Annotated in this window: 14 protein-coding genes; 3 read left to right on the top strand and 11 right to left on the bottom strand. The window is 65.1% G+C overall.

Translation table 11 applies throughout. From position 1 onward, the window contains the following. Nucleotides 1-69: 69 nt before the first annotated feature. From J1C48_RS03505 to J1C48_RS03490, 4 genes are all read right to left on the bottom strand, one after another. Nucleotides 70-633: a type 1 glutamine amidotransferase domain-containing protein gene (locus J1C48_RS03505; protein ID WP_207256341.1), complete on the bottom strand. Its 564-nt coding sequence runs from the start codon at nucleotides 631-633 to the stop codon at nucleotides 70-72. A gap of 150 nt (nucleotides 634-783) precedes the next feature. After that, entirely contained in the window at nucleotides 784-1,344 is a 561-nt protein-coding gene (locus tag J1C48_RS03500; RefSeq protein ID WP_207256340.1) for a RecX family transcriptional regulator, read from the bottom strand. 10 nt (nucleotides 1,345-1,354) lie between these two features. After that, nucleotides 1,355-1,609, bottom strand: a complete 255-nt coding sequence (locus tag J1C48_RS03495; protein WP_207256339.1) for a hypothetical protein — start codon at nucleotides 1,607-1,609, stop codon at nucleotides 1,355-1,357. A 60-nt stretch (nucleotides 1,610-1,669) separates the two neighbouring features. Then, nucleotides 1,670-5,122, bottom strand: coding sequence for an indolepyruvate ferredoxin oxidoreductase family protein (locus tag J1C48_RS03490; RefSeq protein WP_207256338.1), 3,453 nt, complete (start codon nucleotides 5,120-5,122; stop codon nucleotides 1,670-1,672). Nucleotides 5,123-5,627: 505 nt separating this feature from the next. Between J1C48_RS03490 and J1C48_RS03485 the strand changes: the two genes are divergently transcribed. After that, on the top strand, nucleotides 5,628-6,269 hold the full coding sequence (locus J1C48_RS03485; protein WP_207256337.1) for a TRAP transporter small permease subunit: 642 nt from the start codon (nucleotides 5,628-5,630) through the stop codon (nucleotides 6,267-6,269). Further along, nucleotides 6,266-8,206 carry a TRAP transporter large permease gene (locus J1C48_RS03480; RefSeq protein WP_207256336.1) on the top strand — a complete coding sequence of 647 codons (1,941 nt, stop codon included), beginning with the start codon at nucleotides 6,266-6,268 and terminating at the stop codon, nucleotides 8,204-8,206. Before J1C48_RS03485 ends, J1C48_RS03480 begins: the two co-directional genes overlap by 4 nt. A gap of 166 nt (nucleotides 8,207-8,372) precedes the next feature. Here the strand turns inward: J1C48_RS03480 and J1C48_RS03475 are convergent, their stop codons facing one another. From J1C48_RS03475 to J1C48_RS03465, 3 genes are read right to left on the bottom strand one after another with little or no spacing between them, the layout of a single operon-like run. Next, nucleotides 8,373-8,984, bottom strand: coding sequence for a DUF1007 family protein (locus tag J1C48_RS03475; protein WP_207256335.1), 612 nt, complete (start codon nucleotides 8,982-8,984; stop codon nucleotides 8,373-8,375). A 35-nt stretch (nucleotides 8,985-9,019) separates the two neighbouring features. Beyond that, nucleotides 9,020-9,820, bottom strand: a complete 801-nt coding sequence (locus J1C48_RS03470) for a hypothetical protein (protein WP_207256334.1) — start codon at nucleotides 9,818-9,820, stop codon at nucleotides 9,020-9,022. Then, nucleotides 9,810-10,460, bottom strand: coding sequence for a HupE/UreJ family protein (locus J1C48_RS03465; protein ID WP_231081553.1), 651 nt, complete (start codon nucleotides 10,458-10,460; stop codon nucleotides 9,810-9,812). Before J1C48_RS03465 ends, J1C48_RS03470 begins: the two co-directional genes overlap by 11 nt. A 239-nt stretch (nucleotides 10,461-10,699) precedes the next feature. Between J1C48_RS03465 and J1C48_RS03460 the strand changes: the two genes are divergently transcribed. Further along, the gene (locus tag J1C48_RS03460) at nucleotides 10,700-12,616 is read left to right on the top strand and encodes an ABC-F family ATP-binding cassette domain-containing protein (protein ID WP_207256333.1); all 1,917 of its coding nucleotides are present in this window, start codon (nucleotides 10,700-10,702) and stop codon (nucleotides 12,614-12,616) included. Between the two features lie 178 nt (nucleotides 12,617-12,794). Here the strand turns inward: J1C48_RS03460 and J1C48_RS03455 are convergent, their stop codons facing one another. The 4 genes from J1C48_RS03455 to J1C48_RS03440 all read right to left on the bottom strand — a co-directional run bounded on the left by J1C48_RS03455 (nucleotide 12,795) and on the right by J1C48_RS03440 (nucleotide 15,594). After that, entirely contained in the window at nucleotides 12,795-12,986 is a 192-nt protein-coding gene (locus J1C48_RS03455) for a Trm112 family protein (protein ID WP_207256332.1), read from the bottom strand. Nucleotides 12,987-13,138: 152 nt separating this feature from the next. After that, entirely contained in the window at nucleotides 13,139-13,816 is a 678-nt protein-coding gene (locus J1C48_RS03450; protein WP_207256331.1) for an LON peptidase substrate-binding domain-containing protein, read from the bottom strand. Between the two features lie 228 nt (nucleotides 13,817-14,044). After that, nucleotides 14,045-15,070 (bottom strand): thioredoxin, encoded by a 1,026-nt coding sequence (trxA, locus tag J1C48_RS03445; RefSeq protein ID WP_207256330.1) that lies wholly within the window; start codon nucleotides 15,068-15,070, stop codon nucleotides 14,045-14,047. Continuing rightward, nucleotides 15,067-15,594: a prolyl-tRNA synthetase associated domain-containing protein gene (locus tag J1C48_RS03440; protein WP_207256329.1), complete on the bottom strand. Its 528-nt coding sequence runs from the start codon at nucleotides 15,592-15,594 to the stop codon at nucleotides 15,067-15,069. Before J1C48_RS03440 ends, trxA begins: the two co-directional genes overlap by 4 nt. Between the last annotated feature and the right edge of the window lie 78 nt (nucleotides 15,595-15,672).

Raw genomic sequence — 15,672 nt, 5'->3', positions numbered from 1 at the left:
CTTTGATCGTGGCAGCCGCGAAAAACGCAGCGGCATTCGCCTATCGGGGCATTCGTCGATCCGAGACGGTCAGGCGACCTTGCGCTCCTCGTGCCGCCCTTCCTCGACTTCCTCGATGATCTTGGCGATGAAGGCCGGCAGATCGTTCGGATTGCGCGAGGTGATCAGCGCCTCGTGGCAGACGACTTCCCGATCGAGCCAGTTGCCGCCGGCATTTTTCATGTCGGTCTTGATCGACTTGAAGGAGGTGACGTCCCTACCGCGCACCACATCCGCCTCGATCAGCAGCCACGGCGCATGGCAGATCGCCGCCAAAGGCTTCTTGGAATTGAAGAATTCCCGCACGAAACTGACCACCTTCGGATCGGCGCGCAGCGTATCCGGATTGATCTGGCCGCCCGGCAGAACCAGCGCGTCGAAATCGGTGCTGCGCACCTCGGAGAGTATTTTGTCGACCGGGACCTCCTGATCCCAGTGATCCTTGTCCCAGCCCTTGATCGAGCCGCTTTTCGGCGAAATCACATGGACCGTGGCGCCCGCTTCACGCAGCTTCTCCAATGGCTCGGTCAGTTCGACCTGCTCGAAACCGTCGGTGGCGAGAATGGCGATCTTGGCGTCGGTAATCTTCGGCATGTTAGGCTGTCCCTTTGTTCGAAACGGCGCGATGGGGCGCAATCCTTGCTGGATTGTTCACCGAACCCACACGCCTTTGTCGTTTCCGGAACAACGATGAGTCCGCGCTCAAGTTCCTCCCAGGGACCCCGAAACTTCTGAACACGACGCTCAATCGCCTTCGCTTAAGTCCATATCATTGCTTGAGATTTCGCCATCGATGGCGGCAATCGCAAGACGCATCGGAAAGCCCGCACGCAGCATCGACGCGATTTCCTTATCGCGTCGGTCGTCGCGGCCCGATCGCCGATGCGGACCGAAACGCCGACGTTTGGCATAGGTTGCCGCTGCGGCGGCCTCGGTGGTCTCATCCTCATCCAGGACCGCCTGGACAAGAGCGCGGCCGACGCCCTTTTCGCCGAGCCTGGCGGCGGCCATCGACCGCGACGTACCCTTGCGCCTGAGGCTGGCGAGCCTGGCCTCGGCAAAGGCGCGATCGTCGATCAGCTTCAGCTCGGCGAAGCGCTCCAGCAGCCCATCGATCATCGTGTCGAGATCGTTCGGCAGCGCGTCGACGCCGCCGACCCGGCGCGCCGCGCGCCTGCGCAACACGCGGCGCAGTCCCTCGCCGGAGGCCGCATAGCGTTCCAGATAGTGAAAGGCCGATCGCCGAAGCCAGTCTTCGGTCACCGGTTTGGGTTGAAATTTGCTCTTCGCGCCCCGCTCCGCCATGGCTGATCGCTCAGCCTTTCGCCTTGTCGGCCGTCGGCACATAACGATTGTTGGTGCGCGGCGGCTGCTCGGCGAGGCCGGCGATCCAGTCGAAGAACCGCCCGACGGCACGACTGTCGCTCTTGCCCGCGACGATGTCCTTTTGCGGAAACTCCTTCAGCGCCCGATAGCGTTTCAACGCGCGCTCGGAGAGACCGAAATAGGCCCGCAGCTCCTTATCGGTCATGAAGCGTGGCCAATGCTGCGGGGCGGGTTCCTCGGACATGGGCTAGACATGCCGAGCTGCGGCGGGCTTGTCCATCCCGTCTTCGCCCCGTGCACGCAACTATTCCGCCGCTTGCCGGATGCTTTCGGCCGCGAAAAACGCCGCCTCGGCCGCTCGCCGCCGCAGATCCGCCGCCTGCGCCTTTTTCTGCCGCACCGGGCCGAAACCGTTCAGCCCCTCCGGCCAGCGGACCCATTGCAGCGCCGCCTCGTAGCGCTCTGGCGTCAACCCGGCGAGAATGGCATCGAGGGTATCGCGATAGGCGGCGAGCTGACAGCGCTGAGCCTTGCGTTCAGCGGAAAAGCGGAACGGATCGAACAGGCCGCCCCTCAGCTGGCGCACTGCCGCCAACAGCTTGAAGACCTGCATCATCCAAGGACCAAAAGGCCGTTTCGCCGGCCGCCCATTCGACCCGTCCTCGCCGAAGATCGGCGGCGCGAGATGGAAGGTCAGGCGCTTGTGACGCTCAAAGCTGCCGGCGATCTCGGCGGCAAAGCCACCGTCGGTATAAAGCCGCGCGACCTCGTATTCGTCCTTGATCGCCATCAGCCGATAAAGCTCGCGGGCGACCGTCGCCGTCAACGCCTCCTTGCCCGGCGCCACCCGGTGCTCGGCCTCGCGCAGCGCCATGACCTTGGCCTCATAGGTCTTGGCATAGGCGACATCCTGATAGGCGGCGAGATCGCGTGCCCGCCGGGCGATCAGCGGATCGAGGGCTTCACGCCCAGGCATGGCGGTGGCGAGGTGCGCCCCGGCACCAACCGGCAACGCAGCCGGATCCGCAAAGAGCGCCCGGCCCCATTCGAAGGCGGCGAGATTGGTCTCGACATCGACGCCGTTGAGCCGGATCGCCTCGCGCAAGGCCGCCCGCGAGACCGGCAGCGCGCCGGTCTGATAGGCGAGCCCGAGCATCAGGATATTGGCGAAGATGGTGTTGCCGAACAGCGTGCGAGCCGCCGCCTCGGCGTCGATCGAATTCACGTTCGCCTCGCCCGCCGCCGCTTCGATGGCCTCGATCAGCCGCCGATTGGGGAAGGAAAAGTCGACATTGCGGGTAAATTCGCCCGAGAGCGTTTCATGCGTGTCGAGCACCACCGCCGTTTTGCCGTGGCGCAACGCCGCCCGGACCTTGGCCGATCCGGCGGTGACGAGATCGCAGCCGATCACCAGCGTCGCCTCGCCGGCGGCAACCCGGATCGCCTTGACGTCACCGGGCGCCGGCGCGATCCGCACATGGCTGGTCACCGGACCGCCCTTTTGGGCGAGCCCCGCCATGTCGATGATCCCGGCGCCACGCCCGTCGAGATGGGCGGCCATGGCGATCAGAGCGCCGACCGTGACGACGCCGGTGCCGCCGACGCCGGTGATGACGATGCCGACCGCGCCCTGCGGTTCCGCGATGGCGGGATCCGCCGTTGCCGGCGCCTCCCGCCGCATCCCGGCAACGGCCTTCAGCGCACCGCCCTCCACCGTCACCAGCGCCGGACAAAAGCCCTCAAGGCAGGAAAAATCCTTGTTGCAGGCCGATTGATCGATCTGCCGTTTGCGGCCGAAGGGCGTCTCGACGGCGGCGATCGCGACGCAGTTCGACTGCACGCCGCAGTCGCCGCAGCCCTCGCAGACCCGCGTGTTGATGACCACCCGCCGGTCCGGATCGGGAAAGCGGCCGCGTTTGCGCCGGCGACGCTTTTCGGCGGCACAGGTCTGATCAAAGATCAGCACCGTCAGGCCCTCGATCGTTGCCAGATCGCGCTGCACCGCGTTCAGGTCACGGCGATGATGCAACGTGACGCCGGCCGGCAGCAGCGGATCGCCGCGATGGGTCTCCGGCGCGTCGGAGACGATCACCACCCGTTTGGCGCCCTCGGCCGCAACCTGCGCCGCGATCATCGGCACGCTCAGCTGCCCCTCATGGGCCTGGCCGCCGGTCATCGCGACCGCATCGTTATAAAGGATCTTGTAGGTGACGTTCGCTCCGGAGGCCGCGGCCGCTCGCAACGCCAACAGGCCGGAATGGTTGTAGGTTCCGTCCCCGAGATTCTGGAAAACGTGGTCGCGGGTCGAAAAATGCCGCTCGCCGATCCAGTTGGCGCCCTCGGCGCCCATCTGGGTGTAGCCCTCGGTCGCCCGATCCATCCATTGAACCATGTAATGGCAGCCGATCCCGGCATAGGCCCGCGCGCCATCGGGTACACGCGTCGAGGAATTGTGCGGGCAGCCAGCGCAGAAATAGGGCGTGCGGACAGCGATCTCTTCGCTAGCGCCCAGATGCTGCTGCAGCGTCTCGATTGCACTCAGGCGGGCGGCGAGCCGCTCCTGCGGCATGCGGTCGGCAAGCGTTTGGCCAATGACGAGGGCGATCTCGTTGGAATCAAGCGCGCCGGTCGCCTTGAACAGGATGCCGCCCGTTTCGCCGCGCTTGCCGACAACGCCGGGCGCGTTTGCCATGCCGTAGAGGATGTCCTTGACCTGCGGCTCGACGACGCCGCGCTTTTCCTCAACGACGATCACAAGCTCCAGGCCGGCAGCGAAGCGTCGCACGAAATCCAGATCGAGCGGCCAGGGCACCGCCACCTTGCCGAGCCGCAGGCCGAAGCCGGCCGCGGCCACCTCATCGATGCCGAGCGCCACCAGCGCCTGCTCGACGTCCAGCCAGGACTTGCCGAGGGAGAGAATGCCGATCCGCGGGGTTCTCCCGCCGGAATGGACGATCCGGTTCAGCCCATTCATCGCCACAAATGCCTGCACCGCCGGCAGACGATGCTCGTGCACCATCGCCTCCTGCTCAAGCGGATGGGCGGCCCGGCGGATATTGCGATAGCCCGGCGCGTGCCGATCGTCGGGCAGGACGAAGACCGTCCGGTCCAGCGCGGCCTTCACCGTCGCCGTCGATTCGATCGCGTCCTTGATGCATTTCATCGTCGTCCACAGGCCGGAGAAACGCGACAGGGCGTAGGCGGCAAGGCCGTAGTCGAGAATCTCCTGCACCCCCGCCGGATGCAGGATCGGCATCATCGCGTCGATCGCGGCAAATTCCGATTGGTGAGCCGAGGTCGAGGATTCGCAGGTGTGATCGTCGCCGAGCAGCGCGAGGACGCCACCATGGCGGGATGTTCCGGCGAGATTGGCGTGGCGAAACGCATCGCCCGAGCGGTCGACGCCCGGTCCTTTGCCGTACCACAGGCCGAAGACGCCGTCATAGCGCCCCTCGCCCCGCAGCTCCGCCTGCTGGCTGCCCCAAAGGGCGGTGGCGGCGAGGTCCTCGTTGAGCCCCGGCTCGAAGACGATGCGGCTTTCGCCCAATGGGCCGGCGGCGCGCGAAAACTGCTGATCAAGGCCGCCGAGCGGCGAGCCGCGATAGCCGGAGACGTAGCCCGCCGTCGACAGCCCAGCCGCCCGATCGCGCGCTGCCTGCATCAACAGCAGTCGCACGACCGCTTGCGAGCCCGACAACAGCACGTCCTCGACGTCGAGATCGATTCTGTCGCGCAAGGCGACCCGACGAACCGCCATATCTTCCTCCACGGGACTTGCGACGCCTCCCCGCGCCACGGCTGGATCAACCAACCTGCCCCCGTCTTTTCAATTTGTTGTGGGCTTTCTAGCAGCGATCGTCAAAGACTTTCACGGAAAACACCGCGTCCATGCGCGGCGCTTGGAGCCGGGATCAGCGATCAAATTTCCGCATCGATGATGACGATCATCTGCACTGAACGCGCTCGAGACTTTGGTGCACTTGCAGAGCGATCGGAATTTGCTTAACGCAACCAGGCTTTCGGCTCCGTCGACACTATTTGTCGCGGCCGCCCGGCAACCGGTCACGCGCCGGTCGACAAGGCCCCGCATCGGCCCGAAGATCGACAGCGATTTTCGGCCGCGCAGGGTGCTGAAGGATCAAAACCGAGAGCGGGCCTTGCGCGCCCAGTCGCAGGCACGGCGCTCTCAAACGCTAGGACGGCCGGAGCAACGGGTTCAAAGCCTGTTCGCCGATCCATGATGATTGGGGGGAATAAGCCGCATGTCGGCGCTCATGTCTTTCGCACGCGGGATCGACCGGATCACCACCTTCATCGGTCGGGCCGTTGCCTGGCTGGTGCTGGTCGTCGTCCTGGTCAGCGCGGGCAATGCAGTGATCCGCAAGATCTTCGATATTTCGTCCAACGCATGGCTGGAGCTGCAGTGGTATCTGTTCGGCGCGATCTTCATGCTCGCCGCCGCCTGGACCCTGCAGCGCAACGAGCACATCCGCGTCGATATCGTCTCCAGCTTATTGTCGAAGCGCACCCGCGACTGGATCGACTTCCTCGGCCACCTCGTGATCTTGCTGCCCTTCGTGACGCTGATGGTCTATCTGCTCTGGCCCTATGTCCTGCATTCCTACGAGATCAACGAATATTCGCCGAATGCCGGCGGCCTGATCGTCTGGCCGGCCAAGGCGCTGCTGCTCGCCGGTTTCGCGCTTTTGTTCCTGCAGGCGATTTCCGAGTTGATCAAGCGCGCGGCGGTGCTGTTTGCCGGCTATCCCGATGAGACACCGGCCGGCGCCGGCCATGCCGAGGCCGCCGAACTCGCGACACTGGCCCCAGACGAACAGCAAGGCGGCACACCGACACCGACAGGCGCGAACGGCGCTCCCGACAGCGAGGCGCCACGTCGATGATCGCGTTCATTGCCCACAACCTCGCGCCGATCATGTTCATCACCCTCGTCGTGGTGCTGCTGCTCGGCTATCCGGTCGCCTTCGCGCTGGCGGCGATCGGCCTCGGCTTCTTCGTTGTCGGCGTCGAGCTGGCGCCGCTGTCACCCGACATCAACCTGTTCTGGCCGCTGCTGAAAGCGCTGCCCGACCGGTTCTTCGGCGGCGTCATGTCGAATGAGACGCTGCTCGCCATTCCGTTCTTCACCTTCATGGGATTGATCCTCGAGCGCTCCGGCATGGCCGAGGATCTCTTGGAAACGGTCGGCCAGCTGTTCGGCCCGCTGCGCGGCGGTCTCGCTTATGCGGTGATCTTCGTCGGCGCGCTGCTCGCCGCCACCACCGGCGTCGTCGCCGCCTCGGTCATCGCCATGGGCCTGATCTCGCTGCCGATCATGCTGCGCTACGGCTATGATCGCCGCTTCGCCTCGGGCGTCATCGTCGCCTCGGGCACGCTCGCCCAGATCGTGCCGCCGTCGCTGGTGCTGATCGTCCTGGCCGACCAGCTCGGCCGCTCGGTCGGCGACATGTATTCCGGCGCGCTGGTGCCGGCACTGGTCCTGACCGGCCTTTACGTCGCCTATGTCTTCGGCATGACGATCTTCCGGGCACAATCGGCCCCGGCCTTGCCGCCGGAAGCGCGCACGCTCGGCGGCGGCGTCACCTCGCTGATTGCCTGCCTCGTCGCCGGCGTGGCGATCGCCTATGGCGCGACCCTCTATCTCGCCGGCTGGGCCCATCAGGGCGCGGGCATCTGGGGCGCGGTGATCGGCGTCGCGGTGATCTACACCATTGCTGTTCTCAACAAGACGTTGAAGCTCAAGCTCCTATCCTACCTCACCCAGCAGGTGATCATCGTGATGATCCCGCCGCTGGCTCTGATCTTCCTCGTCCTCGGCACCATCTTCCTCGGCGTCGCGACGCCGACCGAAGGCGGCGCGATGGGCGCGGTCGGCGCGTTGATCCTGGCCTTCTCCAAGCGCAAGCTGAACACCTCGCTGATGGTTCAGGCGATGGAGTCGACGACCAAACTGTCAGCCTTCGTGCTGTTCATCCTGATCGGCGCGCGGGTGTTCTCCCTGACCTTCTACGGCGTCAACGGCCATGTCTGGGTCGAGCATCTGCTGACCTCGGTGCCCGGCGGCGAGACCGGCTTCCTGATCGTCGTCAACGTTCTGGTCTTCTTTCTGGCCTTCTTCCTCGACTTCTTCGAGCTGGCCTTCATCATCGTGCCGCTCCTGGCGCCGGTCGCAGACAAGCTCGGCATCGACCTGATCTGGTTCGGTGTGCTGCTCGGCATCAACATGCAGACCAGCTTCATGCATCCGCCCTTCGGCTTCGCGCTGTTCTATCTGCGCTCGGTCGCGGCCAAGGTGCCCTATCTCGACCGCGTCACCGGCAAGCGGATGGCGCCGGTCACCACCGGCCAGATCTACTGGGGTGCAGTGCCCTTCGTCTGCATCCAGATCGTGATGGTGGCCCTCACCATCGCCTTCCCGGGCATGGTGATGCGCTACAAGACGGCAACGCCCGCTCCGGCGGTCGAGGACTTCAAGGCCGATCTGCCGAGCTTTGGCGGCGGCGGCAACGGCGATGCCGGCTTCGGCCTGCCGCCGCTCGGCATGCCGTCCAGCGGCAACGGTGCCTCGGGCAATGCCGGCAATGGCGGCTTCGGCCTGCCGCCGCTGCAGTTCCCCGGCAACGACACGACGCCGCAAAACGCCCCGTCCGGCAACAGCGGCGCGGGCGCCAAGGCCCCCGCCGCGAGCGGCCAAGCGCCGGCCTTCGGCCTGCCGCCGCTGCAGCTCGAAAATGGCAGCGGGTCGACCCCGGCTGAGCCTGCGACCGGTGGCACCGGCACCGGCGGCGTCGACCTGTCGAAACCACCGTCGTTCAACTGACGACGCGGGCGACAGCGCAAGCAAAGCCAACGGCTGCGCAGGTTTAACCGCGCGGCCCGAAAATCGGAATCGATTTTCGGCAAAGCACGATGCGTCGATTCAAAGGGTGAGAGCGGCCGTCCGCGTTTCATCCTTTGATTGGGTGCGCCGCCGCGCGGATCGGGCGCTATTTGCAGACCAGCGTCGCGGCCTGGGGAATGATCGCCCCGCCCCAATAGGCGCCGGCCTTATCGTCATAGACCTTCGGCGTACAGCCATCCTCGGTGCCACCGGCGCCCTTGATCAACACCGGGCTCGGCGTCGCGAACAGCGCGTAAACGAAGAACTCTTGATCCTTGATCTCCACCGTCAGCTTGTGCTGCCGCGGATCGATCGGCTGCGGCAGGGGTACGGCGAAGGCGATCGAGACGATGCCGTTTTGGACGGCGGCGCGAAAGCCCGAGGCCTTCGGTTTTCCGATGTCCTGGCCGTCGACGGAAATATAGGTGAAGTAGCGCGACGCCCCGAGATTGGTCATCACCTGGGCACCCATCCTGCGCGATTCGGCATCCGACAGTTTGCCGTCGTGATCGGCGTCGAAATCCTTCATCAGCTCGTCGCTGAACGTCTGATCGAAAGTCCAGGCTTCGCCGATGCCATTGATCAGATCGCCCTTGAAATTGAACAGGACCCGGCACTGCATCATGATGTTGGGATGGGCGATCGCCGGACCGCCCGTCGCCAAAACGAGACCGACAACGAGCCCGGATGCTGACCGGCGCCAGAATTTGCTGATCACTCGCACCATCCGTCCCCTATCTGAAAGACGCCGCGTTAAAAGGGTTTCGCTTCGCCGCCGGGCATCAGGTCATTGCCGGCCGAGCCCGTCTGGCCATCGGCTTGGCCTTGGGTCGGGAACAGCCCATCCATCAGGCCAGGATCCGGCGCGGTCTTGGCCGGCGGCGGCGGCGGCGTCAACGGCACCGGCTTGGTCGCAAGATACGTGCCGCCATAAAGCAGTCCGATCGCCACCAGCCAACTACCGCCGATCGGCGCAGCGACGAACATCCAGGGCCGGCGATAGGCCAGCACCGTCGGCGTGACCGCGCCCAGCACCGCCAGGGCAACGGCGATTCCGGCGAGCGTGATCTTCAGATCGTGCATCGTCGGATCGAGCAGGTTGATCCACAGCGCCCACAAGGCCGCCAGCAGAAAGGCGGCGATGGGCGTTACCACCGGCCGCAGCCGCATCCCGCAAATCAGCGCAAGGCCAGCGACGATTGACGAGACCGGGCCGACATAGAAGTCATGCGCCGTCGCCGCCGGCAGCAGCGCCAAGAGATTGAGCCAAGCGACCTGCCCGAAGACTCCGACGGCAAATCCGGCAACGGCAAAGATCAGCGCGGCGCAGCGGACCTTCCATCCGACGAGACCGAGGGCAAGGCCGAGCGCCAGAATGGGAATCGAGCGCTCCGGCGCGATCGGCCCATAGGCCGTCCACCAGAACAGGGTGTCGAGCGAGGCCGCCGGCTGCAGATAGAGGATCGCGGCGAAGGCCAGTTCGGCAAGCAGCAAGGCCGGACCCAAAAGCCCGGCGATGCGATGATCCTGCCGTTCTTGGGCCTCAAGCGACAAGGTAGTAGACGCCTCCGAGCGCGATGACGCCGCCCAGCATCTGCGAAACCCGGCCCCGCCACAAGCGGCCGACGAGGAGACCGACGCCGATGCCGAGAATATGGATCAGACCGGTGGCGAGCACGAAGCCGATGGCGTAGTCGGCGGGATCGGCCGCCAGCGGCAATTCGGCGCCATGGGCATAGCCGTGGCAGATCGCAAAGAAAGCGATCAGCAGCAGCGCCATCCATTCCGGCGCCTTCCAGGCGACGCAGATGACCAAGCCGAGAACCAGGATCGACAGCGCGATGCCGGTCTCGATATAGGGTAGATGGAAGCCGGAAATGCCGATGATGCCGCCGACCACCATGATCAGCGGAAAGGCGACCGGCAGGGTCCAGACCTGCCGCCCGCCCATCTGCGCACCCCACAGGCCGACCGCGAACATGGCGAGGAAATGATCAAGGCCGGACAGCGGATGCAGAAAACCGCTGCCGAAGCCGCCCTGCGCGCCGCGCAGGATATGGGCGCTGGCAACGGTCGGAATCAGCACCGTCACCAGCCAGGCAAGGCTCGCGGCCCGCTGCGCCGCAGTCCGCGCAATGGCAAAGCGGCGATGGGAGAAAGTGGTCAAGGGATCGGCTCCGAGCGGTTTCGACAAAGTCCTCGGTCCTTGTAGCGCAGCGGCTTTGTTCAACCTGCCTTAAATTTTGGTCACGAACCAGCCGGTCTGACCGTGTCTGACAAAAGCGCCGGGGCACGGCCGCGATCGAATTTGCCGACCATCCGCCCTGCCCTTCCGATCGATCGGCCGATCATGCCGAGGCCGCAATGCGGCTTTGCACCGAACGAACTGCCAAAGCTCTTTCCCCCTGGCCGGGCCCGTGGCAAAAGACCGCCATGCTTCAGATCACCGACCTTTCCGCGCGCGTTGCCGGGCGCCTGCTTATCGACCACGCCAGCCTGACGATTCCGTCCGGAACCAAGGCAGGCCTTGTGGGGCGCAACGGCGCCGGCAAGTCGACGCTGTTTCGGGTGATCACCGGCGATCTCGCCTCGGAAACCGGTTCGGTTTCCTATCCGAAGAACACCCGGCTCGGCCAGGTCGCCCAGGAAGCGCCGGGGACCGAGGAGTCGCTGATCGAGATCGTGCTCAAGGCCGATACCGAGCGGCTGGCCCTGCTCGAAGAGGCCGAGAGCGCGACCGATCCGACGCGCATCGCCGACATTCACACCCGGCTGGCCGATATCGATGCCCATTCTGCCGAAGCCCGCGCCTCGGCGATCCTCTCCGGCCTCGGCTTTGATAGGGTCGCGCAGGCGCGTCCCGCCTCGTCCTTTTCCGGCGGCTGGCGCATGCGTGTCGCGCTGGCGGCGGTGCTGTTCTCGCGACCCGATCTCCTGCTGCTCGACGAGCCGACCAACTATCTCGATCTGGAAGGCACGCTCTGGCTGGAGAATTTCGTCCAGCGCTATCCCTACACCGTGCTGGTGATCTCCCATGACCGTGACGTGCTCAACAACGCCGTCAATGCGATCGTCCATCTCGACCAGAAGAAGCTGAATTTCTATCGCGGCGATTACGACCAGTTCGAACGCCAGCGGGCCGAGAAGATCGAGCTGTTGCAAAAGTCGATCGCCAAGCAGGAAGCGCAGAAGAAGCACATGGAGGCCTTCGTCGAGCGCTTCCGTGCCAAGGCCACCAAGGCGCGTCAGGCCCAGTCGCGGCTGAAAGCGCTGGAGCGGATGCGCCCGCTGCAGGCGATTGTCGAAGAGCACGTCACGCCCTTCGTCTTCTCCGCCCCCGAGAAACAGGCCGCCTCGCCGATCATCCGCATGGAGGGCGTCTCGGTCGGCTATCAGCCCGGCCGGCCGATCCTGAAGAATCTCGATCTGCGGATCGACACCGAGGATCGCATCGCCCTTCTCGGCCAGAACGGCAACGGCAAATCGACCTTTGCCAAGCTGCTCGCCGAACGGCTGAAGGCCGGGACCGGCACGATCACCCGCGCGCCGGGGCTGAAGATCGCCTTCTTCGCCCAGCATCAGATCGACGATCTGCGCCCGGCCGAAAGCGCCGTCCAGCACGTGCGCCGGATGATGCCCGGCGCGCCGGAAGCCAAAGTGCGCGCCAAGGTCGCCCAGATGGGGCTGCCGACGATGAAGATGGACACCGCCGCCGACAGCCTGTCGGGCGGCGAGAAGGCACGCCTGCTCATGGGCCTTGCGACACTCGACGCGCCCAACCTTCTGATTCTCGACGAGCCGACCAACCATCTCGACATCGAAGCCCGCGAAAGCCTCGTTCACGCCCTCAACGACTATCCCGGCGCCGTGATCCTGATCAGCCATGACCGGCACATGGTCGAGGCGACGATGGACCGGCTCTGGATCGTCGGCGACGGCACCGTCGCGCGCTATGACGGCGATCTCGACGACTACAAGAAGCTCATCCTTTCCGGCACGCGCAGCGGCGGCGGCGCGGCGGGCGGTGCCGGGCAGGATCCGGCCGAGCCGGAGCCGCAGCAGCCGCAGGTCTCCAAGGTCGATCAGCGCCGGCAGGCGGCGGAGCGGCGCGAGGCGCTGAAACCGTTGAAGAAGAAGATCAGCCAGTTGGAGATCCAAATCTCGCGGCTGCAGAAGACGATCGGTGACCTCGACGAGACGCTGGCCGACCCGGCGCTCTACACGCGCGATCCCGTCAAGGCGACGACGCTCAACAAGCAGCGCGCCGACGCGTCAAGAACCTTGGAGAGCTGCGAAGAGGATTGGCTGGCCATGACCGAGGAACATGATGCGGCAATGGGCGCTGATTAGCGCTCCATGCGTCCGAGAGGATGCACAAAGGACGCGCAGTCTGATGGAGTCGACACATCGGCCGATCAGACCACCGGGCAAGAATGCTCTACGCCGGACATCCCCGGCCGCCGAACGGATCCCGTGCTGACGCGGTCGCGGCACCACCGTCACCGGCGAAGGATGAGTGACGCGCGGTCTATTCGATTTCCCGGGCTTCCGACGGCAGCATGATCGGAATGCCGTCGCGGATCGGATAGGCGAGCTTGGCCGCGGACGAAACGAGTTCGTTGGCCTCCCGATCGAACACCAGCGGCTTCTTGGTCAGCGGGCAGACCAAAAGTTCGAGAAGTCGGGGATCGGGCTGATCGTCCTTGCTGCGTTCGCTCATCATCTTGTCCGTTTTGTTCCAGCCACCGGCTGATCACGCCGTTTTGTCGCCCATCGTCGCCGCCCATCGGCCCACCGCCGAACGCCCCGCCCCGCCGGCTCGCCTCGTGCCGAGCCGACGCCTTACCATGGCGCCGGACACGCCGCGAGCCGTCACTGCAAGGTCGGCGCGCCGTCCTCGCCGCCGTCTCGCGCCAAAGCGATCTCGGTGATCGCGACCAGCGTCTCGGCCCGGGTCTTCAGATCGTTCGCTTCGAGCAACGCCTGTTTTTCCGCCGCGCCATAGGGCGACATCATCGACAAGGCGTTGACCAGGGTTTCGTTCGATGCCCGGGCGATCGAGTCCCAGTCGGCATCCATCTGATTCGCGTTGAGATAATGGCGAAAGGCCCGTAGCAAGCCCTCGCGGTCGACCTCGTCGGCGCCCTTGCCGGCCTCCAGATCGCCTAAGAACGCCGCGATGCGACAGACCCGGTAGGCGGCGCGCACCGCCATTTCCTCGACCACCCGGAACCGGGCAACACCCTGCAGACTGATCACATAACGCCCGTCGCCGGATTCGGCGAAGGAGGTGATCCGGCCAATACAGCCGACTTCGCACAGCTTCGGACGGCCATCTTCGCGCATGGCACCGTCAAGGCTCGGCTGGACCATGCCGATCAGGCGTTCGCCCGCCATGGCGTCGTCGATCATTTCGATATAGCGTGGCTCGAAGATGTTCAGCGGCAGCTGGCCGCTCGGCAACAGCAACGCCTCGGACAGCGGAAACACCGGGATCGTCGCCGGCAGATCGGTCTCGTCCGTGTAATAGAAATTTCCCGCCTGAACCAAAACAGCCTCCGTTCCCGTCAACCGAATTTGGATCGACGCAGCGCGATCTCAAGCCCACGCGGCCCCCGCGGCCGTGGACGCGCGCCGGCATCACGCCGACACGCTTGTCTTTGGAACCCAGCTCTCGGCTCTTCGTCATCATGACGCGAAGCAAAATCTTTTTCGGCAAAGAACAGCGTCAACCAACGGGCTCGATCATCCACGCGGCCTTGCCGGCGGGGCGACGCGTCACGAAAACAGCAACGAGGACAACTTGCGCCGGGCCTCCTTGGTGGCGGGATCCGCCGCCCCCCAGGCGGCGAAGAGGTCGAGCAGCTTCAGCCGGGCCGCGTCGTCGTCAAAGCTGCGATCGCGCCGCATGATTTCCAGGAGCTGATCGGCCGCAATCTGGCGCTCGCCGCGAGCATTGGCGATCAGCGCCAGATCGAAGCGCGCCCGATGATCGTCGGCATTGGCGTCGAGCCGCGCCTGGAGTTGAACCGGATCACCGAGCTCGGCAATCTCCTCCATCAGCTTCAATTTGGCCACCACCGCCGTCAGCGCCGGATCCTCGGCTTTGTCGGCAGGGACTTGATCGATCAGCGCCTTGGCCCGCTCGCTGTCGCCGGTCTTCAGATAGCATTCGGCAAGCCCTGCCGTCGCGGCCGGATGGCCTGGCTCGTGCTGGAGAATCGCCCCGAAGATTTGCGCCGCACTGCCGGCATCGCCTGCGTCCAGCAGCGCGCTCGCCTCCTGAAGCGCCTCGCCGATCGGGTCGCCGCCCGGCTGGCCGGCGGTGAGCCGGCCGATAAAAGCCTTGACCTCACTCTCCGGCAGCGCCCCCATGAACCCGTCGACCGGCTGGCCGTTGACGAAGGCAAAGACCGCCGGGATCGACTGAACGCCGAGCTGACCGGCGATCGAGGGATGCTGGTCGATGTTCATCTTGACCAGCTTGACCGAACCGGCGGCGGCCTGGACCGCCTTTTCAAGAATCGGCGTCAGTTGCTTGCAGGGTCCGCACCACGGCGCCCAGAAATCCACCAGCACCGGCTGGTGACGCGATTCCTGGATGACGTCGGCGGTAAAATTCGCCGTCGTCGTGTCCTTGATCAGATCGCCGGCAGCCGACCCCGCTGGCTGGCCGAACCCTTCGAGCCCGCCGGCCGCGGGCTGTCCCGCGCGGGGCGCCGCACCCGACCCGCCGGCGCCGCCGAAACCAACCGTCTGCTGTCCGAAACCGCCTTGCGAATTGTTGTAAGGGTTATCGTTCATCCGTCCTGCCCCCTTGCCTGTTCCGCCGGCGTATCGAGTCGTGTCATCAGCGGCTCGTGCCCGGTGGCCTTGAAGAATGTCATCAATCCGTCGATGGCAATCGTGGTGGTCGCCGTATTGGTCAACGGATGGCAGTTCACCATATCGTGTAAGGTGAGGCCTTCATCAAGCACGACGGTGACCTGACCACCGCGATCATTGAGAACGCCGAAGGCGGTGACGGAACCGGGCGTGACGCCCAGCATCGCCATCATCGCATCGGGTCCGGCGAAGGACAGGCGCCCTTGCGCTCCGATCAGCTTGTGAAGCGATTTCAGATCAACCGCACGATCCTCCTCCGCGACAACGAGAAAGTGCCGGCTCTTCTTGTCCTTCACGAAGAGATTTTTGGTGTGGCCGCCGGCAATCGTGCCACGCAGTTTCTGCGATTCGGCGACGGTGTGAAGCGGCGGATGATCGATCGTCGTCACCGTGACACCGAGATCGGACAGAAACGTCATCAGTTCGTCACGCGTCGCCGGCATCGGCCTCTCCACCGCTCGCTCCTCAGCTTCACCGGTTTCGCCATATCCCAAGTGGCGCGCGGCTTGAAGGCCTTGGCC

The sequence above is a fragment of the Jiella flava genome, from assembly GCF_017349315.1.
GTDB classification, from domain to species: Bacteria; Pseudomonadota; Alphaproteobacteria; order Rhizobiales; family Rhizobiaceae; genus Jiella; species Jiella flava.
The sequence above is the reverse complement of the archived record's forward strand: the minus strand, read 5'-3'. Positions and strand labels throughout refer to the sequence as shown.